Source organism: Nitrosarchaeum sp., assembly GCF_025699065.1.
Lineage (GTDB): Archaea > Thermoproteota > Nitrososphaeria > Nitrososphaerales > Nitrosopumilaceae > Nitrosarchaeum.
The window spans coordinates 1-23660 of the sequence record NZ_JAILWF010000001.1 but is presented as its reverse complement, the minus strand read 5'-3'; the positions used below and the strand labels follow the sequence as shown (position 1 = coordinate 23660).

General features: G+C 30.3%; 26 protein-coding genes. 12 read left to right on the top strand and 14 right to left on the bottom strand.

What is annotated here, in order from left to right:
- Nucleotides 1-47: 47 nt before the first annotated feature.
- Nucleotides 48-956 carry an SIS domain-containing protein gene (locus K5782_RS00130; RefSeq protein ID WP_297462898.1) on the bottom strand — a complete coding sequence of 303 codons (909 nt, stop codon included), beginning with the start codon at nucleotides 954-956 and terminating at the stop codon, nucleotides 48-50.
- Between the two features lie 78 nt (nucleotides 957-1034).
- On the opposite strand from K5782_RS00130, the gene K5782_RS00125 reads away from it, so the two are divergent.
- The 3 genes from K5782_RS00125 to K5782_RS00115 are packed head-to-tail and all read left to right on the top strand — an operon-like array spanning nucleotide 1035 to nucleotide 3454.
- On the top strand, nucleotides 1035-1862 hold the full coding sequence (locus K5782_RS00125; protein WP_297462896.1) for an MqnA/MqnD/SBP family protein: 828 nt from the start codon (nucleotides 1035-1037) through the stop codon (nucleotides 1860-1862).
- Between the two features lie 27 nt (nucleotides 1863-1889).
- Entirely contained in the window at nucleotides 1890-2183 is a 294-nt protein-coding gene (locus K5782_RS00120; protein ID WP_297462894.1) for a hypothetical protein, read from the top strand.
- Nucleotides 2184-2218: 35 nt separating this feature from the next.
- A complete protein-coding gene (locus K5782_RS00115; protein ID WP_297462891.1) occupies nucleotides 2219-3454 on the top strand; it encodes a tyrosine-type recombinase/integrase in 1236 nt (411 codons plus the stop codon).
- Here K5782_RS00115 and K5782_RS00110 read toward each other — a convergent pair.
- Complete coding sequence (locus K5782_RS00110) at nucleotides 3441-4427, bottom strand: hypothetical protein (protein ID WP_297462889.1); 987 nt, start codon at nucleotides 4425-4427, stop codon at nucleotides 3441-3443. The two genes, K5782_RS00115 and K5782_RS00110, sit on opposite strands and share 14 nt — an antisense overlap.
- A gap of 406 nt (nucleotides 4428-4833) precedes the next feature.
- On the opposite strand from K5782_RS00110, the gene K5782_RS00105 reads away from it, so the two are divergent.
- From K5782_RS00105 to K5782_RS00085, 5 genes are all read left to right on the top strand, one after another.
- Nucleotides 4834-5739 carry a hypothetical protein gene (locus tag K5782_RS00105; protein ID WP_297462887.1) on the top strand — a complete coding sequence of 302 codons (906 nt, stop codon included), beginning with the start codon at nucleotides 4834-4836 and terminating at the stop codon, nucleotides 5737-5739.
- A gap of 72 nt (nucleotides 5740-5811) precedes the next feature.
- Nucleotides 5812-5937, top strand: a complete 126-nt coding sequence (locus K5782_RS00100; protein WP_297462885.1) for a hypothetical protein — start codon at nucleotides 5812-5814, stop codon at nucleotides 5935-5937.
- Nucleotides 5930-6289 (top strand): hypothetical protein, encoded by a 360-nt coding sequence (locus K5782_RS00095; RefSeq protein ID WP_297462883.1) that lies wholly within the window; start codon nucleotides 5930-5932, stop codon nucleotides 6287-6289. The genes K5782_RS00100 and K5782_RS00095 overlap by 8 nt, the downstream gene beginning before the upstream one ends.
- Nucleotides 6290-6344: 55 nt before the next feature.
- Nucleotides 6345-6899: a hypothetical protein gene (locus K5782_RS00090; RefSeq protein ID WP_297462881.1), complete on the top strand. Its 555-nt coding sequence runs from the start codon at nucleotides 6345-6347 to the stop codon at nucleotides 6897-6899.
- Nucleotides 6900-7112 carry a hypothetical protein gene (locus K5782_RS00085; protein ID WP_297462879.1) on the top strand — a complete coding sequence of 71 codons (213 nt, stop codon included), beginning with the start codon at nucleotides 6900-6902 and terminating at the stop codon, nucleotides 7110-7112. It begins immediately after the preceding gene.
- A gap of 112 nt (nucleotides 7113-7224) precedes the next feature.
- Here K5782_RS00085 and K5782_RS00080 read toward each other — a convergent pair whose 3' ends face one another.
- Nucleotides 7225-7920, bottom strand: a complete 696-nt coding sequence (locus tag K5782_RS00080) for a class I SAM-dependent methyltransferase (RefSeq protein ID WP_297462877.1) — start codon at nucleotides 7918-7920, stop codon at nucleotides 7225-7227.
- Between the two features lie 81 nt (nucleotides 7921-8001).
- On the opposite strand from K5782_RS00080, the gene K5782_RS00075 reads away from it, so the two are divergent.
- Nucleotides 8002-8817, top strand: a complete 816-nt coding sequence (locus K5782_RS00075) for a hypothetical protein (protein ID WP_297462875.1) — start codon at nucleotides 8002-8004, stop codon at nucleotides 8815-8817.
- A 2-nt stretch (nucleotides 8818-8819) separates the two neighbouring features.
- Here K5782_RS00075 and K5782_RS00070 read toward each other — a convergent pair whose 3' ends face one another.
- The 7 genes from K5782_RS00070 to K5782_RS00040 form a co-directional block, all read right to left on the bottom strand.
- On the bottom strand, nucleotides 8820-9188 hold the full coding sequence (locus K5782_RS00070) for a hypothetical protein (protein WP_297462873.1): 369 nt from the start codon (nucleotides 9186-9188) through the stop codon (nucleotides 8820-8822).
- A 62-nt stretch (nucleotides 9189-9250) separates the two neighbouring features.
- Nucleotides 9251-10513: a dGTP triphosphohydrolase gene (dgt, locus tag K5782_RS00065; RefSeq protein WP_297462871.1), complete on the bottom strand. Its 1263-nt coding sequence runs from the start codon at nucleotides 10511-10513 to the stop codon at nucleotides 9251-9253.
- A gap of 33 nt (nucleotides 10514-10546) precedes the next feature.
- Nucleotides 10547-10948, bottom strand: coding sequence for an HIT family protein (locus tag K5782_RS00060; RefSeq protein WP_297462869.1), 402 nt, complete (start codon nucleotides 10946-10948; stop codon nucleotides 10547-10549).
- Between the two features lie 63 nt (nucleotides 10949-11011).
- The gene (locus tag K5782_RS00055; protein ID WP_297462867.1) at nucleotides 11012-11989 is read right to left on the bottom strand and encodes an HD domain-containing protein; all 978 of its coding nucleotides are present in this window, start codon (nucleotides 11987-11989) and stop codon (nucleotides 11012-11014) included.
- Nucleotides 11990-12086: 97 nt separating this feature from the next.
- The gene (locus K5782_RS00050; RefSeq protein WP_297462865.1) at nucleotides 12087-12509 is read right to left on the bottom strand and encodes a RusA family crossover junction endodeoxyribonuclease; all 423 of its coding nucleotides are present in this window, start codon (nucleotides 12507-12509) and stop codon (nucleotides 12087-12089) included.
- Entirely contained in the window at nucleotides 12499-13902 is a 1404-nt protein-coding gene (locus tag K5782_RS00045) for an MBL fold metallo-hydrolase (RefSeq protein WP_297462863.1), read from the bottom strand. Before K5782_RS00045 ends, K5782_RS00050 begins: the two co-directional genes overlap by 11 nt.
- A gap of 1 nt (nucleotide 13903) precedes the next feature.
- Nucleotides 13904-14776, bottom strand: coding sequence for a YwbE family protein (locus K5782_RS00040; RefSeq protein WP_297462860.1), 873 nt, complete (start codon nucleotides 14774-14776; stop codon nucleotides 13904-13906).
- Nucleotides 14777-14882: 106 nt separating this feature from the next.
- Between K5782_RS00040 and K5782_RS00035 the strand changes: the two genes are divergently transcribed.
- From K5782_RS00035 to K5782_RS00025, 3 genes are read left to right on the top strand one after another with little or no spacing between them, the layout of a single operon-like run.
- Nucleotides 14883-16718, top strand: a complete 1836-nt coding sequence (locus K5782_RS00035; RefSeq protein ID WP_297462858.1) for an ATP-binding protein — start codon at nucleotides 14883-14885, stop codon at nucleotides 16716-16718.
- On the top strand, nucleotides 16711-18354 hold the full coding sequence (locus K5782_RS00030) for a DEAD/DEAH box helicase (protein WP_297462856.1): 1644 nt from the start codon (nucleotides 16711-16713) through the stop codon (nucleotides 18352-18354). Before K5782_RS00035 ends, K5782_RS00030 begins: the two co-directional genes overlap by 8 nt.
- On the top strand, nucleotides 18341-19303 hold the full coding sequence (locus K5782_RS00025) for a phospholipase D-like domain-containing protein (RefSeq protein WP_297462853.1): 963 nt from the start codon (nucleotides 18341-18343) through the stop codon (nucleotides 19301-19303). The genes K5782_RS00030 and K5782_RS00025 overlap by 14 nt, the downstream gene beginning before the upstream one ends.
- On the opposite strand, the gene K5782_RS00020 is transcribed toward K5782_RS00025, so the two are convergent.
- The 4 genes from K5782_RS00020 to dndD form a co-directional block, all read right to left on the bottom strand.
- On the bottom strand, nucleotides 19296-20189 hold the full coding sequence (locus tag K5782_RS00020) for a restriction endonuclease (protein WP_297462851.1): 894 nt from the start codon (nucleotides 20187-20189) through the stop codon (nucleotides 19296-19298). The two genes, K5782_RS00025 and K5782_RS00020, sit on opposite strands and share 8 nt — an antisense overlap.
- Nucleotides 20190-20234: 45 nt before the next feature.
- The gene (locus K5782_RS00015; protein ID WP_297462849.1) at nucleotides 20235-21392 is read right to left on the bottom strand and encodes a cysteine desulfurase family protein; all 1158 of its coding nucleotides are present in this window, start codon (nucleotides 21390-21392) and stop codon (nucleotides 20235-20237) included.
- Complete coding sequence (gene dndE / locus K5782_RS00010) at nucleotides 21385-21759, bottom strand: DNA sulfur modification protein DndE (RefSeq protein WP_297462845.1); 375 nt, start codon at nucleotides 21757-21759, stop codon at nucleotides 21385-21387. Before dndE ends, K5782_RS00015 begins: the two co-directional genes overlap by 8 nt.
- On the bottom strand, nucleotides 21749-23660 hold a 1912-nt coding region (gene dndD / locus K5782_RS00005), incomplete at its 5' end, for a DNA sulfur modification protein DndD (protein WP_297462843.1). The genes dndD and dndE, both read right to left, overlap by 11 nt.

The window sequence follows — 23660 nt, the reverse complement described above, 5'->3', positions numbered from 1 at the left end:
CAAGCATACATAATTTCATCCAGATATTAAATTTTATGAGCAAATAGTCAGTAGATCATTTGATTACTTGCGTTACGAAATTTTTTTGCTAAAATAAAATGACATTCTTTTTTTCTTTGTTTTTTAGCATCAAAAAGAGGAAGTAATTGAGACATATACACATAGTAAAGAAACTGAGAAATCTTGTCTTTTGATTCAAAAATGGGGTGAAGTACGTTTAATCCGACACTTTTCAAATTTTTTGTAAGCTGTTTGTTGTGAGAATTTTTTTCGTCAAAGATTATCACAGTGTCGCCTTTTTTTATACAAAACAATTCCATATGTGAAAACTGCTCTATTCTCTGAAAATGAACACCGTATCCTAAAATCTCATAAAACTTTGCAGCGCAATACATCGCAATGGGATATGTGTATTCTGAACCTAAAACAAAGATTCGCTTTCCAGTTTTTGATTTTTTTGCATCAGATAATGCTTTTTTAAAGATTTGAGGATTTTTCGGAATTGATAAGGACGTAACTAGAGAGATGCATGTCAAGGCAGTTTCCAAAAAGGTAATGCTTCCGGCAGTAAAGACATCAGAGGTAATAGATTTCATAATTATTGAACCATTGCAAGATTTTGCCAATCTACTTTGAGGTCTAGATGTGATAGCAATTGATTTTTTTGCAATTTTTGCAGCCTTGATATTTGATATAGTATTTCCAGATACTGAAACAAAATAGGCAGTTTTATTTTTTGCAATGGTTTTGTTTTTTAGCAAATCAAGCGGATCAAATGACCTTACCTGATAATTCGAAAAAATTTCGGCCAACATTGCAGATACAAAAGAATCACCAGTACCAGAAAATATGACATTTTTTTGCAACATTTTAGAAATGGGTTTTTGGGGGCAAAATGTCTCTAAAAACTTGATTTGATTAAAGACATCTTTTTCATACGCTTCTATTGTTTTCACGAAAATTGTAAAACAATTGCCACATATTAGAAAAACGATCTAGTTTTGATTTTTATAACGACTGTTAAGGAATAAAATGTGGAAATTTCTGTAGGACACACTCCGGATTCAGATGATGCATTCATGTTTTATGGAATGTTTACAGGCAAAGTTGCATCGCAGGACTTTACAGTAAAACATGTCATCGAAGATATCGAAAAGCTAAACAGAAAAGCAACCAACCCAGAGCTTGATGTTACTGCAGTTTCTGTGCATGCATGCGCTTACATTCCAGGGTATACTATTTTGAGAAGCGGTGGGAGTTTTGGAATAGGATATGGTCCAATAGTTACTGCAAAAAAGCAGATGACATTAGACGAAATTAAAAAATGCAAAATCGCAATACCGGGAAAAATGACATCGGCATTCTTGTTGCTTCAGCTGATGATAGGCAAGTTTGATTATGTTGAAATGAACTTTAGCGATATTCCAGAGGCAGTAAGAGATGGAAAGGTAGATGCGGGATTGGTAATTCACGAGACCCAATTATCATACCAACAAGAAGGAAATATCAAAATCGTAGACGTTGGAGAGTGGTGGGATAAAGAAACCGGAGGACTGCCAGTTCCATTAGGAATCAACGTTATGAAGACGAATTTGGGGATGGATACAATTCAGAAATTTGACAGATATCTGCAAGAATCGATTCAATACGGACTAGATAATCTTGATGTGGCATTAGATTATGCAATGCAGTACAGTAGAGGAAAACCAAGAGAGTTAATTGAAAAATTTGTAAAAATGTACGTAAACAAAGTCACTGTAAATATGGGAGATAAAGGAGAAGAGTCAATCAGAAGACTCTTTGAGATGGCAAAACAAAAAAACTTGGTACCAGAATTCAAACTTAGCATAGCCATCAAGTAATTATATTACAAAAAATTTCATAATACAATGGGAGATGGGATAGGCGGACCTGTTATCAGATGTCTGTCAAATAATACATTTGAGATGCTCATAACACATTTTCGTAAAGACAACAAAGACGAATATGCAAAGACGGAAAGAATAATCATTGCAAAGATTGACAATCCAGATGAGCCAGAATACAAGGAAACAACAAAGACAGATTTGGAAATGGCATTAACAGGAAAATTTGTCTCATGTAATGTACAATACAGAGATTCAAAGACAGATGCACTTGTGTGCAATGTGTTTGTTCAAAAACCTCCAGAAGGATTTGTCTAATTCCCTTTATACCCCCACTTCACGTTCCTTAATTCATGCGTAAAAATTCACAGAAAATAGAAGTTCATCCATTTGAAAAAAAGATTCAACAATCTTATGATTTAGCAAAAAAAATAATGTCTACTAAAAATTTTGATTTGTTTCAGAGATATGATATGGCGATGATTGGTGATACAATTGCAATAGCTACAAGGCATCATCAGTTATCAATGATAATACATCTCACAAAACAGATCAATAAAGACTGGGAATCAGTAACTAAAGATGAAATTGACAAGCTAGTATACAACATAATGAAAAAGAATTCTCCTGATGGAAAAGAGAACTGGACAACTTGGGATAACAAGAAGATACTACGTGTCTTTATGAGGTGGCTCAAGTTTGGAAATAGGAATATCAAAGAAGTGGGAGACCCCGATATAACATCTGGAGTTAAGATGAAAAAAGTCAAAAATAAACTAGTCAGAGAAGACTTGTTAACTGATGAAGATATTTCAAAAATAATTAGTGCCACAACCAATCCAAGAGATAGGGCATTACTAGCAGTTCAAGCAGAAGCTGGAACTAGACCTGGTGAAATCTTGTCATTACGAATTAAACATATCAAGATTGATCAGTATGGTGCAAAGATAGCAGTAGATGGAAAAACAGGGGCTAGAGCAGTAAGAATTGTAAAATCAGTCCCAGACTTGATGCATTGGATTGATATTCATCCATTCAAAGACGATGGAGAATCACCTTTATGGATTGTATTACAACAAGGTGAAAGATATGGTAAGGCACTTGATTGGTCTAGTGTCAAGTCGATATTAAATTACGCAGTGAAAAAATCAGGAATTAAAAAAAGAGTATATCTTAATTTGTTTAGACATTCATCAGCTACAAAGTCAGCTCAGTTCATGACAGAGAGTCAATTAAGAATGAGACAAGGATGGACTCCATCTAGCACAATGCCTGCCACATACGTTCACATGATTGGCTCTGATGCAGATAACGCATACCTTCAACACTTGGGAATCAAAACAGATGAGAAGAAAGAGCAACTGCAGAGACCAAAAATGTGCTATATCTGTAAATATCCAAATTCTATCGAATCAGAAATTTGTCATCAATGTGGCAAACCATTAGACCTCGAAATTGCTACAAAACTAGATGAAAGAAATCAAAGCGAATTAGGTGAAATGATTAAACAGGCCGTTGCACAAGAGATACAGAGAGAAAATCACTATCTAAGAAACAGAGTCAAAGAGTTGGAATCTAAGAATATCTAGTTTTTATAAACATGTTTGATATGTTCTGAAAACTTTGATTTTTATGATTGCTAATATCTTTGAGATTGTCTTGAATTATTTTACTGACTGTCTCATTTGAAGTAATTATTTTTAGAATTTCTTTATTTTTCTTAACTATCGCCTTCTGTAATTCCTCTACGTTTCTCTTTACTTCTGGATCTATTTTCACAGAAAGATTTTGCAACTCTATAATTCTTTTATCCATTTTCATTTTATCCAATACGATATCTAATGGAGTTATTTTTGAAAAAATCATTTGAAATGAAATGTCTGTTACTAGTTGGATCAAATTATAATAAAACAAAAATGTTATTCTATCAATTATGCTAATTTCTAATTCATCAAAATTTTTAGTATAATATGTCATATTTTTACTTAATTTTTTAAATTGAACTGGGTCAGCTACACTATACCAACGGCTAAGGGAAGTCTCCAAGTCTCCATCGTCTGCGGATAATTCTATTCTTTCTTTAACCAGTTTTGTATATTCTTGAAATACATCAGATTTTTCTAGATGAAAACTATCTAATGCGATTTTTAAAACTCCTGTTGAAAATTTGTTTGTGTATTTCATATATTGATGATCAATTTGTTCAAAAATCATATCTATTGAGGAAAGTTGAATATTAGGAAATAACTGGGTGATGATTTCAATATTATCAGAATCTGGAAAATATCTTAGCCATGCAATTTGACCAATAGTTGTGATTGTAAAAGGGATGCTAGGTCTCTTCCCTGTCATTTTTTCATTTAAACGCATGACAAATAGATTTTGTTCCAAATATTTGACAGCATCATTAAAGGTAGTTTTGGGTACTCTCAGTGGTTTAGGAATTTTTCCAACACAATCGTACTCTGTAGCACCTTTTTTCTTTGATTGATACTCTTGATATGCAATTGCACGAAGAACTTGTGCTCGTGCTTTGGTAATTTTCAATAGGTCGTCTTTCACAAAAAATGGACGCATTTGTTTTATTTAATTTATTATAAAAATTTCCGAAGATTTGGAATTTAATGGAATAAAAAAATGTTGCAAAAATGAGTCTCAATTTGTGATAACATATTTGTCTGACACTACTTGGATGGTCTGCGATAAATGCATTTCTGAGCAATATTTTGCACAAGGAATAAAAACAAAGAGGAGTTTGAATTGAGATATAAAAATTATGGAACCTCTTGTCAGGGATGCAGTAAAGAATGTGAGAGGAATAATGAATTTATCACCTACAAGCATCATGCTCCTTATCGATTAGGTTTCAAATATTGCAAAGTTTGCTCCATAGCAATCAAAACAAATGATCTAAGATGTTTTTGCTGTCATCAACTAATGAGAACTAGAAGAAGAGAAAATTACAAATATGTCAATTAAAGATTCAAACAAGACACCATTTTCTAGCCAATTAAATTCAAACTGTCATACTTTTGTCACGGATTTATGTCATACATACAACATTCAATTTACGCCAAGAGAATTAAAATTCATTGAAACAGCGTATGACAAACATCACTTAACAGGGGAATATTTTTCTAGTCACGACTTTCCACATCTAACTCCAAATAACTTTAGTCAAATAGTACACAGAATAAACAAAAAATATGATTTAATTTTAAAGCAGGTTGGTGGTAGGTCACCAATGTTTTCACTAAAGGGTTTTTACTTAGATCAACCTGTAAGAGAAAAGGGTACGGGGGTTAACACACCTTTTATCAACCAAAAGATAGCTCAATTATACAATTTAGCAAAGAAACAACCTCCACAGATGCATGATATCAAACTGTCATCAAGGACTTCACAGCTATACTCAAATCTGCTATTACAACCAGATCTTTCCATTCACACTAAAAATAAGCAATTCGTGATTCCAATTCTAGCTAATCCTAGATTTGATTCTAAAGCACAAATATCTCAAAATGGTAGGCTGGATTTACACATTGGTTGCTCTCAAAATCCTCTTTTTTGCTCTATTGAGGGTTTTACAGAATTAGCTGAATACATAGGTGAAGTCAAGCATTTTCTATCTATTCGTGCGGGCTCTAGGTTTATCTCTGAGCCATCTCACAAATGGATTTTTCAATATTATCATTTCAACAGAGATACTGAGCCGATAATAGATTCTACTTACAAATTTTCTATCGGTCAACACAATGCCTACGTGTATATCAAAAAATTTGATAACGATACAATCAAAGGAAGATATGAGGAAAAGAGGAATTCAAAGAGAACAGTATTAGAAGAACAAGAGAAAGTAATAGAATCATTATAATTAATGTTCGACAGTGTTAATGTAGCATCATATTCAATATTCCTCTTATACGCTTAGTTTTCCAAAATTAATATGCCTTACAAGTCAATTGCAGTAAAAGAAGAAGTGTATAATTTAATCAAAGAAAATGCAAAAAAAGAACTGCGTGGAATCTCAAATTATCTAGAACATAAACTAACAGTGAGAAAAATTGGATGATGACAAAAAGAGAAAAGAATTAGTTTGTAAAATTAGGGCTTTCTCTTACAGACAGCTGTACAGCCAGTTTGTGATAGAGATTGTTAAGATGGAGTGTGACATAAAGTATATCTTTGAGCTTTTCAAAGAAATAGAAAAATTTGATCTGCTGCCAATTTACAGCGATGGTATGGTAAAAAGCTCAAAGATTCGTTTTGCTCAATTGAAGCACTTGTTAAGAATATTTGAGGAAAAGAGAACAATTCCAGAGGAAGAAGTTGCATATCATAGAAAGCAGATACAAAAATTTGATGATGATTTTGCAGAAATCGACAAGATAAACAGGGAGAGACCAAAAAGTGACTTTATTTGAGAGCACATGAATTTTTGCAAAATCAGCGCAAAAATAGAGATATAAAGTTGCAGATATGAAAAAATCAGAGATTTTTAACAGAAGACAACAAGTATGGCATCTTCACACACAAGGGTATAGTCAAGACAAGATTGCTCAAAAACAAGGAGTTAGTCTAAGAACAATATCTTTGGACCTTGAATATCTAAAAAAAGAAGCAGTAGAGTGGTGTGATAGTCTCCCTGCAGGTCAGCTTCAGGTGTACTGTAAGAGTAACTTTGACACACTTGAGAAAGTAAAATACGAATTGTGGAACTTGTATGAGACTACAAACAGTGAAAAAACAAAGATAAAGATTCTATCCACAGTGGCATTATTAGCTAAATCATCTTCTGAGATGGTACCAACAAACTTTGTGATAAAAGAACTCGAATGGCTTCACAAATCAATTAAAGGAAAATCTGTTTCAGAATCTGTCAGAGAATTTTGGAGAATAAATGAGAGAATAAGTAATTTGGTAAGAAAAGATGAGGAGGAACAAGAAAATTATGAAGAAAATGAAGATGAATTAGAAAATGAAGATGAATTAGAAAATGAAGATGAAACAGCAGAAAACAAAGAAGGAGTATAAATGGGAGTTTTCTTTATTCCATTTTCAATTTCAAAGCAGCTAGAAACAGTACAGTTACTGCAAAAAATTTCATTTTTATCACAAGAGCAAAAGAATTTTCTTTATAATATTGGAAATAATCTAAGAATCAATGTTCCATTATCTGAAAAAGAAAAGCATAAACTGCAAGATGTTTTAATAAAGTTTGGATACATGATAGAATTAAGCAAATAATTTCATCTAAACTTGAGATAGACTCAAACACTTAGATATACACTACAAAAAATAATAGAGAATTATAAGAGAAAATCAAAAATATAATTAATAATTTTTAATTACTTAACATTTAAAATAATTTCCAATTTATTACTAGTTTCCAATCTAACTTTTGAAGAGATGAGAGAGATTGCCAACCAGACAAAATTGCTTCAGCATAATTTATTGCATCGGATTTGGATTTTTTTTTCATTTTTTTTCTAAGAGGGGTATAAAATCTCATCCTGTATTCTTCATAGAATCTACTAAGACCATTTTTAAAACAAGAAAAAGATGGAATAATATATTGAAAAAGACGTAATTCATCTAATAAATTAGATTTTTCAAAACAATCAACATCAGTAATTAATATACCATCATTTTTGAGAAATTTTGAACATTTTTTAATTATATTGTATCTTATTTCTCCTGTTACAAAGATTATGGCTTTACTACAAATTACAACATCAGCTTTTTCATCACAATCGTCAACATGCAACACGTCTTTGTTAATGAATTCATTCAAATTTTTCTTGGCATCATTTACTATATTTTTTGAAACATCAATACCAATAGTAACGGATTTGATATTTTTTTGCTCAAGATAATTTTGTGCATATTTCATGGCAACTCCCTTTGAGCAACCAACATCGATTATGATAAGTTTTTTCTTTGAATTTGTTACATGTTCTAATATTAAATTAGTTATTCCTGTTACTACATATCGATCTGCAAAGGTATGATTTATTGGCCAGTATCCATTTACAGATCTAGTTGTTTTTATCATGAATAATCTAAACTGAAATTACATTTAACAAGATGAGACACTTATGTCCAATTTTCTTAAATAGTACTAGTAGAAAAATTCATGTCTATGGAGGATAACGATGTAGGATTTGAAGAAACAAAATCTACAATTTTAGATTATTTTTTAATGTTTAAAGAAACTAAATGGGTAGTAATTAGTACAATAGGAGTAAGTATCACTATTTTTTTGGTGGTGATTGGTTTATTTAACATACTTTTAGAAACTAGTCATATTTTTTCTCAAACAAATCAATTAGTATTATTATTATTTGGATTAGCTATACTTTTCACATTAGGCTTATGGTTACCCATTTCTAATGGAGGATTATTTTTAAAAATAATTACTAAAGGTAAAAAACAACAAAAAGAACTACTTAAAATTCAAAGTTATTTAATACGTAGATCATATCTAATGAATTTTGAATTAGTAGAACCAGAAATTATTATCAAAGAGGGAAATCCAAAATTAGAAAAAATAATGAATCATCTTAGCTTTGTTTTCCCAGAAATTGACAGAATTAACAAAAAACGAATTAAAAAAAATAAAAGTGTTGAAAAATATAAGAAAAAACAAAAAGGAAAAATACATTTTTTACGAAATTATGATTTAGGGATTAAGACTTCTACAGGATGGTATATAATTCAATTTTATGAAAATTCAGTAAAAATTAGAGATATTGAAGAAATCATTAAAAAATTTTCATTTGAAAAAAATATTGGATTGGAAATTCGAAGAATAATCATTATTGGTAAAATATTTGATAATGCATTTGAAAAGGAAAACATTAGAAGTACGATGGATTTGTTAAAAAGAAAAATTCATGTAGATTTAATATTAGAAAATAATTTTGGATATTCCACAGTATGGATTGATTAAAACTATTCAATCTTTTTAATACTAAGTAAACGCAAACTTACAGAATCTAAACACGAATCCATGATTTTTTTATAAGTATCTTTACCAAGTTGAGTTATTTGATAAGATTCTAAAGTGATACTTTTTACGCTTTCTAGTTTAGTTTTTTTTTGTATGTCTGGAGTTAAAACTGAAAATTTCTGGACTAGTTTTTGATTATCAAAATATTGTAAGGAGCGTTTGACTCGAGCGTAATTATTTGATGTTATTCCAGCCTTTCCTGTAATCTCATTTATATTCCAATAATCAACAGAATGTTTATTTAAGAAATCTAAAAGAAACATATTCAACGTTTGAGGACTAATTTCTTGATCTTTTTCTTGTTCAATCACTAAATGTATAATTTTCTTAGATGAAATAAAAACTATCTATTGATAAATTATTTTATTTATACCTAAAGAAGTTCAAATATGGAATGAATGTCAGATTCAGTTAATCTAGAATATAATCGCAAGGCGTAGCTATCAGTCATACCTGCAATATAATCACAAATCACTCGTTCTCTAGAAGTTTTTCCATCATTAAGAATTTCTCTAAAATCTGTGGGAAACATTTTGTTAGTCCAATTATCTTCTTCTAAGAATATATCAAAAAGTTCAGATACAATTAGTTGGCCTTTTTTTTCTAAAGTTGCAACACGTGGATCATCTAAAATCATACTCCAAACTAATTCTTTTAACATGTTACATTTTATCTTAATTTTTGGATCAATCTCTAAGGTATAATGATATCTAGAGGCAAAAGAAGAAGAATTTGGTCTAGGTATAACTTTTGTTTCAGCAATGAATTCATGTATTAACTGTGCAATTAATTCAATACGTTTAGCTTTTTTATGATGTGGTGTTTTTGGTAATGCAGTTAATGTTTTTATCACATTTTTGACATCGCTCCAAATATCTTCATTCCATTTATTTTCAGCAGATAGTTTTTTTCTGATTTCAGGTTCTAATTGATCTAATTTATCGGATGAAATCATGCCTGATTTTATTCCATCTTCTAAATCATGTGTAGAATATGCAATATCATCAGACCAATTCATAATCTGGCATTCAATAGATTTATCATCTTTACTAGGTGCACCTGATTTTGCCCAATCAACTAGAGGTTGATCATCATCATAAAAAAATTTCCATTGTGCAGGATTTTTTTCTTTTACAGAAGAATAATTATCAGAATATTTTAAGATAGAATCAATAGATGCACGAGTAAAATTTAGTCCACGACATTTTTCATATTTTGATTCGAGAAAATTAAGTATTCGTAAATTTTGCGCATTTCCTTCAAATCCCCCGCAATCCTTCATTAATTCTTGTAACTTATGTTCTCCAGCATGTCCAAATGCAGGATGTCCTATATCATGAGAAAGACAAGCTAATTCAACAAGATCTGGATCTGCAACTTTATGATTCAATGCTAATCCTTTTCCAATTTGAGCTGCTTCTAGACAATGTGTTAGCCTAGTTCGAAAAAAATCTGCATGTCCTGGTGAAAATACTTGTGTCTTACCTTGTAATCTTCTAAAAGCAGTAGAATGAATTATTTTTGAACGATCTTTTTCAAACATAGAACGTGAATCATTGGTTCTAATATTGGAAATATCATGATAGAAAAATTCAGTTTCGGTAGGATCATATGATGAACATGATTTTAATGACACGTAATGATAAGAAACTCATAATATACTTGAATGTTATGTTTGAATCATCTTGAGAAATTTTCCATAATATCCTTTTTCAGGAAATATATGCCTAATTCCACCCATGGGTGATTCTATGTCGTTTTTCCTACGTGGAATTAAATGAATGTGGCAGTGAGGAATGGTTTGTCCTGCATCAGTTCCATCATTAATTCCTAAATTAAATCCTGAAATGGTTTCATCAATGGTACATAATTGTGATTTAACGTGATTTGCAAGAGTAATACAATCTAATTGTTCTTTGACAGTTAGATTAAAGAAAGAAGGTACATGTCGTTTTGGAATAATTAGAATATGGTATTTGGTAACGGGGTATTTATCAAAAAAAGATATTGCTGAATCATTAAAATATTGAATTTGATCAGAATGTGAACAAAAAAGACATTTATCAGTCATTATAAATTTTAATACAAATTACATAATAATTTAATGTTATTATAAAATAACCAGCATGTGTAATTATTTCAGATATAACGAGCTATTATTTTGAAATTCTTCCATCCAAATCCATTCTTTATCAGGATTATCATGTTTCATATCGATGACTCTTTGAATTTGTGCATCTATATCATCAATTTTAGCAAAAGCAATAGCTTCTGGAAAACATGGTTTTACAGGAGAGCCTTTTGCCAATTCTCCATGATGACTTAAAATCATATGAATTATTTTTAATTTAATTGATTCAGGAAAATTTTCCAAACTACTGATTTTATCACTAACCATTTTTTGTCCAATTGAAATATGTCCTAACATTCTTCCTTCATCAGTTATGTCAATTAAAGTAGATACTTGATATTCTACAATCTTTCCAATATCATGTAAAACACATCCAGCAATAAGATAATCTTTATCTAACTCAGGATGTTTTTCAACAACTTTCAAAGAAAGGGCTAAAAGACTAATGACATGTTCTAACAAACCTCCAATTTTAGCATGATGTAATTTCTTTGCAGCAGGAGATGATGTGAATTTTTTCATAAATTGTTCATCTTCAACAAAAGCATTTAGCAAACGTTTGATGTCATGATTAGAAATAGTTTGGATAGTTGTTTTTAATTCATCTACCATGGAATCAATATCTTTATCAGTTTTAGAGACAAAATCAGTTGGATCATATTCGCCAATATTTTTTTTAGATATTCCACCAGGTCTAATTGAGATAGAAGGAGGGTTATTTTGATATGATTCTACTTTTCCAGAAATTTCTAAAACATCACCTATTTTTAATGAGGAACATAATTCAGCACAGTCAATAGAATTCATATCAGCACCCCAAAATTTTGCTTCAATATGTCCTGTTTTATCAGAAACTTTCAGAGAAAGCCAAGAACCAGATTTATTATTCTTATATGGAATTGGGGAACTAATTTCATTTAAAACATAGATTCCATGCACATCATTTCCTACTTTTAATCCAGTAATGTTTTGACTACTCAACAATTAGATTTAGAATTCATCATTTATGAATCATCTTCTTGTCTCTTTAATCGTCATGTGTAAAAAACCTAAAAACATACTTTTAGGATTTAGTAAATTAATCATTCCACTCAAAAATAGTAATATCTATTCCTTCAAGGTTTGGATCTTGTACAAATTTCTTGTATGAGTAAATCTCAGATACTTGATTATCATTTCTGATTATTCCTAATCCAAATTCACGATTTTCAGTTTTATTATCCATATAATCAGCAAGAACATCAAGTACAATTTTTAAAAGATTATCCAAGTCTTTACAAAATCTAGATGTGTCATTTTTCTCACCATTATACAAATTAAAACAAACTTCAACAGATACAGTTTTGATATCTTTACAAGAATTTTTAACATCAGATAGATTAGAGATATTATCTATGATAAAATCTCGTAAATCTTTTTTTCTTGTAACTTCTTCTTGCGACTTTGCAGTCATGGGTTGAAATGGTTTAACTATTAGAGTTCCAAGGTTTTTAGATTTCATATTTTTTATTTAGTTCCACAATAGTGATTTTGTTTGTCACTCGAACATACTCTGTTGGATACTCTGTATGAACTGGAAATAGCATTTTAGCATCAATCTCTTTTACCATACTCATCAAGTCCTCACCTTTTGCATGACCTGAGCAATGAATTTGATGATGTTCCATTTGGAACTTTTCAATCCAATTTTTGAGCCTCTTTGTGCTTAAAACTTGCTCTTCATTGTATGCCTCACTAGCTGAATGAATGTAAATTGCACCTGCTTTTGGTTTCATATCAATTAAAGCATTAAAACTAAAAAATCCCATGGCACATAGATATTTGTCAGGTCTTGATGCGATTTCAGCAGCAGTCAATGCGTTTGGTGCTGTAGCAAATGTTCTGTCTTCACCAACATAATCTGAATCCAAATATGTGCCAGTACGATATTTTGCTTTGTAAATTGCAATGTTTTCATCATTCCAATTTGGTAAATTCAAATTTGGATCAGAAGATAAATGTTTTAAAAAATATGCGTCTTTGATTTTGATTACTAGTTTTCTATTATTTTTCTTTGCTACATTGTAAAATGTTTGTACTCTATCGACATCTTTGAAATTAAAATCAGCAAAAATCAGATTGCCAGTATTTGCAACTAATTTATCTGATTGGTCATACACTAGTTGTTCATTTTCATTAGTTGGTACATCTTTGATTCTTGTTCCTTCAGCAATTAGAGCTATTGGTTTTACAGACTTTGCTTTTGCAATAAATTCTTCAGTCATTTGCGGCTTTGAGCCATGACGTCTCAAATCACCAGTGTATACAATTGGACCTTCACTTGTGTAAATTACAAAACCATAGGCCCCAGGAATGGAATGATCAACATGAATCGGCTCAATTTCTAATGAACCAATCTTAAATTTATCACCTGAACGAAATGTGTTAATTGTTCTTGCAATCTTTGGGTCACCTCTTTTTGCACCAACTAGTTTGAATTCTAGGATTTCTCTATCAATTGAACCACTAGAGCGTTCTTGAATTGCTTTTATCATATTTTGAGTGGTTTGGCCCATGTATAGTGGAATGTCTCTGTGCAAAAATGATGCATAATCTACATGATCTGCATGTGCATGAGATATCAAAACTGCATCAACCTCAGGCTCTTTTAGTTCTCTGCCTGCACGAAACATCAAGTCATCTCGATATATTCCTGGGATATCAGGCACTAATCCCATTGTAATAAAATCTAAAATTCCATTTGAGGAACGTGGTGCGAGATATTCTTCAAAGTAATTTGATAGTCCTGTGAATCCTTTTCCAAAGTCTAGAAATATTTTTGTATCTTTGTCTTGCAGCAGAATTTTATTTCCTCCAATTTCATTTACACCACCATAAAATGTAATTGAAGTCATGTTATTTCATCCAATTTGGAAATCGATCCTTACAATGTTTAAGAAAATCTTCATGTGAGAACTTTTCAGAACTTTTTTGTATTCTAACATATACTTCTTGCCCATTTGAAGTGTTAACAAAAATTGGTTCATTTGATTTTGGCACTTGAATTACTAAATATTGTTTATCTCCATTTGTAGCAAATTCAAATTTTAGTTTAGAAATAAATGCATTATTTTTTATAAATTTCTTTAAAGAATCAGTAAATGCTAATGTAAATTTATCAATACTATTTGAATATACTCTTAGATCACGTTCTAGTCCTAAAATGGTAGAATCATTATTTACTCCAACAAATAATCTGCCACCTTCTTGATTTGCAAAAGCAGAAATTGTTAATGATATTTCTTTTTGTAATGCATCTTTGATTTGTTTATAATTATTTTGTCGTGCATTAGCTTCAATTATCTTTCCAGATTTTCTTAAATTTTCTTCATCCATATCGTATTGAAATGTAGATTTGAATTCATTCCATGTGTCTTCATCTTTTGGAATATTGGTATTTTGCTTAATTACAACACTAGATTTGGATTGAGTTAAAGTAAGATTGTTTTTAGTTGCTTTAACATCAAAATTTTTTAATTTTTTATAAATTTTTGAGCGTATTTCTTTTGAACTTTGTACCTCTGAAATATTTTTTGATAGTAATTTTTTGACACGTCCAATATTACCATCTGCTAACTCAACCATGATTCCATGAGGATGAAAATTGTCAGATGTTAGAATGGTTTTTACAATTCCTTCAAAAAGTTTTCCTGTTCCCTGATCTTTTTTTAATTCAATTGCTACTTTACTACCCTTTTTGATTTGTTTTTTAGTAGGAAATTCAGGCATGTTTCATTAAACTTTTGTTAGTTTTAAAAGATAGTGGCATAAATTATGAAATTCACAATATGTCAAAACCCTATAGTTTTTATAATTTCAAAGAAAGTGATGTTAGATGGCATTAGAAGATGCAATACCACCATTTTCACCAAGATTATTACTTTCATTAAGAGAATCAGGTTACAAATTTGAAGATTCTCTGTGTGAAATCATTGACAATTCCATAGGTCACGGAAAAGCAAAAAATATTCAGATAAAATTATTCTGGGAAGAAAGTAGGAACAGAACAGATCCAGATAGACTCAGAGAAGTTTTTGTTGCAGATGATGGAATCGGAATGGACGAAAAGGATCTGTCAGGTTCTTTAACTCAAGGTCAATCAAAAACATATAACAACAGAGAATCAATTGGGCGTTTTGGTTGGGGGTTGATTGCAGGTACTGTTAATCAATGTAGAAATCTTGAAATTTATTCAAAAGAAAAAGATGGAGACTGGAGACATGTATCTTATAATGTTCTTGATGTGTCTGAAGGTAAACCAATAAAAAAACCGATTTTAAGATCACCTCCTGAAAAATATACAGCAATAATTAAAAAATCTGGGACGATTGTTATTTGGAAAGTTTTTGATGCCGCAGATGATTTTAAAGAAGATTGGGAAATATATAACACACAGGGAAGTAACAAGGGAGACCTAGGAGTTCTTTTTCGTAATTTAGGTAGAATTTATCGAAAATTTATCGGAGATGAAATAATTACAACTGGACCTGAAAATCGTTCACAAGCAGTACCGAATGAGAATATTTGTACAATTACGCTAAATGGAAAAAAAGTAACTCCTGTAGATCCACTATATATGACAAAAATTCCAGAATTTGAAAACGAGCCAAAATCTACACCATTCACAGAAAAAAAGATCAAAGTTAATCTTCATCCATTTGATCAAAAAGAACTTGGAAAAGAAAAAGATGACGTGGTAATTAGAATGTCATTACTAGATAAAAAATACAGACCACGACCAAAATATAAAAATGAAGAAAATTTCAATTTACATATTCATAAAAATGAAGGTCTTAGTATTTTAAGAAATGGTAGAGAAGTAAACTACTACATAGATAGAAGAATAATTACAGATGCAGATCATCCAGATCGTTACTGGGGTATGGAGATAGAATTTCCAGCTACATTAGATAAAAGATTTGAAATAAAAAATGTCAAAGTTGGAGCAATTCCAGATAATGCTCTTGCAGAACAAATATCAAAAGAAGTGTCACATACAATAAAACAAGCTCGTAGAAAAATTAAAGAAATTTGGGATACAGACGATGCTGTAGAAAAATCTCAAAAATCTGAGAGTTTAGATGTCAATGAAAGATCATCAGAAAGATTCGAAGAAACAGGAATTGGTCAAGATGAAATAACCACAGAAAAAACACAGGCAGAAATAGAAATTGCTGCAAATGAAATTGCAGAAAGATATAGGCAGTTTGGACAACAAATAGATCCAACCAAGCTATTAGAACTCCATGTTCAATTTAGAGACAATCCAAATTTACCAGAAGAAAGTCCATTTTTCTATATCAATTATGATTTAGGAACAAATTTCATAGAATATAATCAAAAACATCCATTCTTTGTTCTGTTAGATTCAGTGTATAAAAAAATACGAGATTTATCAGATGTTGGAGAAATTGAAAAACTTCTAGGACATCCGCTATCAGAGGAACTAATAGATAGAAAAAATGAATTTGAAAGAGAGATTTTAAAATCAAGATATCTGTTTAATTTAATGATTGGGTCTTTTGTATCAGCCAAGACTCAGACTGAAGTTTCATTTAAAGACACACCACAAGTACCAAGTACAACAATGAGATTAGTCATTGGAGACTGGACAAAATATCTATACATCTTATCAGATGATAAGAAATTTGACGATAGAGTAAATGTCTAGATTTAACTTATCTCCAATCATTTCTAGTAAAATATTTCTAAGTAAAGAAGAAAAAGATGAATTCAATGCTATCAGAAATTTATTAAAAAATGATACAGTAGATATTTTACTAGATCCAGAAATTTGTGAGGAACTTTATTTAAACTTAAATCCAAAAAAATTCAAAGATAAAAATTTCAGAATTAAATTACTAAGAGGAGCATTTGGAAATAAACAGTTTAGCAATTTTGTCTCAAAATCAAATTTAAAAATGATTTCTAAAACATCACCAACAAGTCAAAAAGAAAAATTTGTTAATAAAATAGCCATGTTTCAATGGGGCGATAATGATATAACAAAAGCCTTTGTAAATGCATTTGAATTAGATTTAGGATTAATTCCAGAAAATAATGAACAAAAAAAAGACTATGAATTTTTAGAAAAACCTATCACGAGTTATTCGCCGCTATTTAATTATCAATTTAAAATCTATGATGAAGCAAATGAGGAATTAAAATATGATTCAAGTCGATTTTTAATTCAAATTCCTACAGGTGGCGGAAAAACAAAGATCGCAATGGAGATTGTGACAAATTTTCTCAATACACATAATGATGCCATAGTGATTTGGTTAGCAGATAAAAAAGAGCTGTTGGAACAAGCAGATATTGAATTTAAAAAAATTTGGGCACATAGAGGTACAAAAGATCTTCATTTAAACAGAGTTTGGGGAGACAATTATAAATTTAAAGAAAATATTGAAGGTTCTAAAATAATAATTTTTGGAATAAGTAAACTAATGAATTTTTTGAAAAATAATAAAAAAGTAAAAGCTGATCTAATTATTTTTGATGAAGCGCATCATGCTGCAGCTAAAAAATACAATAAGGCATTAGAAGAAATTGGAAAATTTGAAGCAAAATACATCGGATTGACTGCAACACCAGGAAGAGGTCAAGAAGAGGAAAATAAAAAACTCGCTGCACTTTTTAACGATAAAAGACTAACAATCAATACAGATAACTATCAAAGCCCCATTTCATATCTACAAGAACTTGGTGTTTTATCAAAACTCTCATTCAAAAAACCCATCATAATACCAGAAATTGATTTTGAACTAACAATTTCAGAAATGAAAGCAGCAGGAAATGTACCAGAAGAATATGATGAAAAATTACTTAGAAAAATTGGTCATAGTCATATTAGAAATGTACGAATAATAAAAAAAATATTAGAATTAAACGAACAGAGAAAACAAATTCTGTATTTCGGACCTAGTGTAGAACAGTCACGATTAATGTATATTTTGTTAAAAGATCTTGGAAAAAATGCAGAGTTTGTCGATTCACACACACCTCCTGAGTTAAGAACGGAAATAATTACAAAGTTTAGAGAAAAGAAAATAAACATTCTTTTAAATTATAATGTCTTTACGACAGGTTTTGATGCGCCAGTAGTTGACACCGTGTTTATTTCTAGACCAACCAAATCACCTAATACGTTACTACAAATGATAGGTAGAGGTATGAGAGGTCCAAATGTAAAAGATGGGACTGAATTCTGCGATATTGTTTATGTACAAGATGAATTTTTAGCTCAATTCCAGAACTTTGAAGAATTATACAGAATTTATGATCAATATTATGAAAGAGAATAAACAAATAATCAGATCACCTTTATTTGAAAAGATTAGAGATTACATTATTCAAGCAAAAGAACATGAACAAATTTTTCTTTATGTTCCATATATCAAGACAAAAATATTATCGAACCTTTTAGAAAATGTAAATAATAAAATAATAATTATAACAACATGGGAACCAAATGATATTTTATCAGGTTCATCTGAATTGGAATTATATCAATATTGTAAAGAAAACAATATCACGTTATACATAAACAACAAGATTCATCTAAAGATTTATTCAATAAATTTTGATACAATAATTATTTCATCTGGAAATATTTCTCAAAGAGGATTAATGCCTGAAGGAAATTATGAGATAGGATGTTTATTAGAACAATTAACAAGCGAAGATAGATTATATTTTGAGAAGATTAGAAATGAAGCAATACTAGTCAATGATGAAATTTATCAACAATTAAAAAAATGGTATGATAAACAAATGAAGGAAATTCCAAAACAAATTAAATTTGAAGATATAGTAATTTCACAAAAAAATAATTTTTTAATATCATCTTTGCCTATGACAAAAGACATCGATAAGCTTGTCGAAGGTTATGAAAGAATCAGGTCCAACAGATCACCTTCAGATGATCCTGAAACAAATGCATGCATATTTCACGATTTAGCAAATTACGGTATAGAATTAGGGTTATCAAAGGAAGGATTTTTAAAAAAATTAAAGATTCAGTTTTTTGCTCATCCATTTATCCAAAAAATAGATGAATTTATCAATCCAGAAGCATATTTTGGTAGAATAAAAGAATGGATTCAAGACAATTGTACTGACGTTCCAGTTCCAAGTAGAAGAGAACTTACTGGAAATGTACAAGTGTTGTATGAATGGTTTGAGAAATTAAGTGATGGCAAATATGTTAGAGACAGACCTCAGCACTCAGAGCGTCTAAGAAAAATTAATTAAAATAAATTTCCAGTTGATCTAAATTAATTTGTTTTAATTCAACATTTGTGAATATTTCTACTCCGATATTATATTCATAAAGATATTCAGCTAATTCTTTTCCATTAATCAATCTGATCAGTGGTTCTTTTTCCATTTCTTCTATAGCATCTTTTGAAAAATCTGATGTGGTTACAAATATTCCTGAAACTTTATCACGGGAACATTTTCCAGAAAAAGAGTATATTTCATCAGATGGAATTGTTCCTTCATATTTTTTAGTTTGAACATAAATTTGTCTTAAACCTAACTTATCTTCAGTAATAATTCCATCAACACCACGATCACCTTTTCTACCAGTATGTTTGGATTTTCCATAACCCATTTCTTCAAATAATTTTAGACAGAGCATTTCAAATCCTTTAGCAGAACATTGATTTTTTATTTGTTCTAAGAGTTCTATTTGAACTCTTTTTGCAAGTTGTTCTCCAAGAACATCAAATTCTTCTTCCTCTGATTTTTCAGTATCACTTGTTATGTTTTCTGTTTGATTTTTTTCTAGTAAGGAATATTCACCAAATTGTTTTAGAATTTTATTAGTAATTTCATCATGATTTTCTTCAAGTAGTTTTAAACCAGAATTACTGATCTTAAAAGATGCCATTCCAGGTTTAATTTCATCGTCAATTAATTGTGCAATTCTAAAATCAGATACGACGTAAGTTACCATTTTTTTAAAAATTGGTCTTTTTTGATTTCCTTCATATCTTTGATTCAGTTCTTCATCAGTCAGAGAAAAATGATTTCCAAGATGAGTGACACATTCATCTAATGAGTGATATTGTCTATCTTTTCCAAGATATTTCAATAATGGTTTTCTAATCTTTGTAATTGATGGTAAAGCCAATGTTATACAATTTTTAAAGTAAATTGAAGTATTAAATATTAAGAATCAAACATGAATTTTTGCTAATGATTTCACACAAGAATAAATCTCATCAGCAGCAATTCCTATTTCCTCATCAGTGTTAAATCTACCACAGCCTATTCTAATTGATGAATGAGCCTGATCTTCTGTTAAACCTAATGCCAACAACACATGAGATGGTTCTACGAATTGAGTAGTACAAGCAGAACCAGCAGAGATTGCAAGTTTTTTTGATACTGAATTAATTATTGCTTTTCCATCAATTCCATCAAATCGTACATTGAGATTATGAGGGAGTCTTTTCTCAGGATGACCGTTTAGTTTTGCGCCAACTAGGGATAGTTTTTCCAACATGCTATCTGTCCATTTTTTAAATTTGATGTTTTCTTGCTCCAATTCTTGTTGAGAAATCTCTATTGCTTTTGCAAATCCAACAATCCCTGGAACATTTAAAGTTCCAGACCGAAGTGCACGTTCTTGTCCTCCTCCAAACACAAGTGGACTAATCTTTACTCTAGGAAATATACCTCTAACATATAGGGCACCAATTCCTTTTGGACCATAGATTTTATGAGATGAAAATGACATCAGATCAATATTTAATTTTTTAACATCGATTGGAATATGACCTACTGCTTGTGCTGCATCTGTGTGAAATAAAACATTATGTTCATGTGCAAGTTTTCCAATCTCTGATACATTTGCTATTGTTCCAATCTCATTGTTTGCAAACATGATAGAAATCAACACAGTTTCATTTGTAATAGAATTTTTTAATTTCTCAAGATCGATTAGACCGAATTCATCAACTTGTAAAAATGTAACTTTGTATCCAATACTTTCTAAATGTCTTGCAGTGTCAAGTATTGCTTTGTGTTCTGTAACACATGTGATTAGATGATTTCCTTTAGATTTGTTTTTCTCCATTACCCCAATCAACGCTAAATTATCAGACTCTGTTGCCCCTGATGTAAAGAAAATATCATCCATGTTTGCTCCAATTGTCCTTGCTATTACTTCACGAGATTGCTGTACAGCAATTGATGCATCATATCCATAGGAATGATCCAAACTTGATGCATTACCAAATTTCTCTATAAAATAGGGTTTCATCTCATCAAAAACGCGTGGGTCTACAGGTGTGGTAGCATGTGAATCAAGATAAATTGGAAATCTAGACATTTCGTTCCTCTTTGACTAGTTCATAAAAATCTGACAAATCCTTGATTCTTGGGCTTAAAGCAATTGCTCCTCTGTTTAAATGAGCTCGCATCATTTCATTTAGATAATTTTCAGGATCTAACTTATCTTGCTTTAAACGATTAAGAATTAATGCCATGTAGATTTCCTCATATTCACCAAACAAGACATTTGGTGCAATCTCTGATCCTTCTTCATTAAACTCATCTGGATTTGGAATTGATTTTTCCTTTAGAGATATGCATATTGCAAATCTTGCTAAAAGATTCGGGGTAAGACCAGTATGAGATTTTATTTCACCAAATGTACGTTGACTACGACTGCTAATCCTTATTCTACTAAACTTCAATTATTTTTTCTCCCTTTTCATTGAAAAAATATCCATCGTATTTTACAGTTTTTCCTTTAGATGATTCATACTTGATTACAAATGAATTTGCAATAAACGATTCTAGTTTTTTATAAAAATAAAAATTAATTTCAGAATTTGTAGAAAATATTATAGTTTGATGAGATGCCAGAGGATAGAAATTTTCTACTACGTTTTCTCGGTGTTCATCATCTAATCTTGCAAGAGGAGTATCTATCATAAATGGAAGTGGTCTGTCAGATGTTTTTGCCAGTCCCCATACAACAGCAGTTGCATACATTTGTAGTTCACCTTTAGATAACATCTCTTTTGTAATCTCATCTTCTCCTTTGTATAGAGTAATTTCAAATGATTCTCTATCAATTGATACTTTATCGATAAAATCTTTTTTGTGTAATAATATATCCAAACCTTTTAAGATATTTTCTTCAAGCAGTTCGAGTTTTTTGTTTCGAAGTAAATTAGAATATTCTTCAAGTACATCTTGTACGCTAGGCCCAAGCTCTAAACTTAAGAGTCTTCTTTTGTCTGCTTGTCTTTTTGTAAGTATATTTCTAATCTTTGCATTTAAGATAGTGATAAATGATTTTTCTTGAGATTCAAGGGTCTTCAAATGATTCATTTCATTTTCAAGCTCTCCTAATTCACGATTAGTTTGAGTTAATTTTGAAAATATAGTACCAATTTCATCATCTTTAGGAGTACTTTCGAGGCTAACATTAATCAAATTTAGCGAGTTTAGGATAACATTATGAGATTTAGCAAGTGATTCAATTTTTGCCTCAGATGATTTATCAACTTCATCAATTAATTGAATTATTTGATTCATATCATTTTGTGATAGATTAAATGTTGTTTTATGAATATTAGAAATAGATTCTAGTTTATTTTCTAAGAGTTGTATAAGTTGTTTGCTGAAATTTTCTTTAACTGTATCATCATACATGGGCAAAAATGATTTAGAGTTTATTTTTTCTAGTAAATCTTTAAAAGTATTTTCTAAAATATTTTTTTCAAAACTATCTTGTATTTTTTTCTGATCAGCTAAAAGTTCTGATTTTAATTGTTTCATTAAATTAGGTATTAAACTAAAAGGTAAAACACCAGAACATAGATCTCTAATTTCTTTTTCAACATTTTCTAATTTTGATTCCAATCTTGCTTTTTCAATTTTTAATGATTCTTTTTTATTTGCAAAACTACCACCTATTTTTTTGAATTGTTCTTCTTGCTCTGATGCCTTTAGCTGTAAAATTTTAATTTGTATTGCAAGATCACCTTGCTTATCTTGAAGTTTTCCTAATTTTTCTTCTGCTTCATTTTTATCATGTGTAAACTTATCAAGCTCCTCAAGAAGCTTTTTTGTTTCTCCATCAGAATTTCTCAATAAAGTAAGGCCAATATCATCACTTAGTTGTTTTACAAGATCAAGCCCAAGTAAAACATCAAAAGAAGACTTAATGTGTCTTGCTTCATCACCAGAATCGGCAATACTTTGAATTTTTTCTCCATCAAAAAAGAACAGTGATGTAATTCCTTTTGGGAGTAATTGATCGATGAAAGTTTGCCAATCAGATTCTTCCAAATCTAGTTTTGAAAAATTTTCTTCATCAATCTCTTTGTTTTGAATTAATAATTTCTCATCTACTTTACCATCATTGTTTTGCCACATTCGCAATACCTGGTATTCAGTAATTTTTCCCTCATGGGCAAACTGAAATTCTACTATTATTGATGCCTCATCTGCAGATTTTTTTGTGCCTAAATATCGATGAATGGACCTCAAAATTGATGCATGGTATTGTTTGAGAGTGATTTTTTGCTCAAAAGAGTTCTGACCATACAAACATAGCATGATGGATTCAAAGAGAGTCGTTTTT

Coding starts and splice junctions, on each gene's coding strand:
- K5782_RS00025 (WP_297462853.1), top strand. CDS start 18,341: ATGAAAGAGAATAAACAAATAATCAGATCACCTTTATTTGAAAAGATT.
- K5782_RS00045 (WP_297462863.1), bottom strand. CDS start 13,902: ATGACTTCAATTACATTTTATGGTGGTGTAAATGAAATTGGAGGAAAT.
- K5782_RS00030 (WP_297462856.1), top strand. CDS start 16,711: ATGTCTAGATTTAACTTATCTCCAATCATTTCTAGTAAAATATTTCTA.
- K5782_RS00015 (WP_297462849.1), bottom strand. CDS start 21,392: ATGTCTAGATTTCCAATTTATCTTGATTCACATGCTACCACACCTGTA.
- K5782_RS00075 (WP_297462875.1), top strand. CDS start 8,002: ATGTCTATGGAGGATAACGATGTAGGATTTGAAGAAACAAAATCTACA.
- K5782_RS00080 (WP_297462877.1), bottom strand. CDS start 7,920: ATGATAAAAACAACTAGATCTGTAAATGGATACTGGCCAATAAATCAT.
- K5782_RS00100 (WP_297462885.1), top strand. CDS start 5,812: ATGCCTTACAAGTCAATTGCAGTAAAAGAAGAAGTGTATAATTTAATC.
- K5782_RS00120 (WP_297462894.1), top strand. CDS start 1,890: ATGGGAGATGGGATAGGCGGACCTGTTATCAGATGTCTGTCAAATAAT.
- K5782_RS00060 (WP_297462869.1), bottom strand. CDS start 10,948: ATGACTGATAAATGTCTTTTTTGTTCACATTCTGATCAAATTCAATAT.
- K5782_RS00040 (WP_297462860.1), bottom strand. CDS start 14,776: ATGCCTGAATTTCCTACTAAAAAACAAATCAAAAAGGGTAGTAAAGTA.
- K5782_RS00090 (WP_297462881.1), top strand. CDS start 6,345: ATGAAAAAATCAGAGATTTTTAACAGAAGACAACAAGTATGGCATCTT.
- K5782_RS00050 (WP_297462865.1), bottom strand. CDS start 12,509: ATGAAATCTAAAAACCTTGGAACTCTAATAGTTAAACCATTTCAACCC.
- K5782_RS00035 (WP_297462858.1), top strand. CDS start 14,883: ATGGCATTAGAAGATGCAATACCACCATTTTCACCAAGATTATTACTT.
- K5782_RS00085 (WP_297462879.1), top strand. CDS start 6,900: ATGGGAGTTTTCTTTATTCCATTTTCAATTTCAAAGCAGCTAGAAACA.
- K5782_RS00105 (WP_297462887.1), top strand. CDS start 4,834: ATGTCAATTAAAGATTCAAACAAGACACCATTTTCTAGCCAATTAAAT.
- K5782_RS00115 (WP_297462891.1), top strand. CDS start 2,219: ATGCGTAAAAATTCACAGAAAATAGAAGTTCATCCATTTGAAAAAAAG.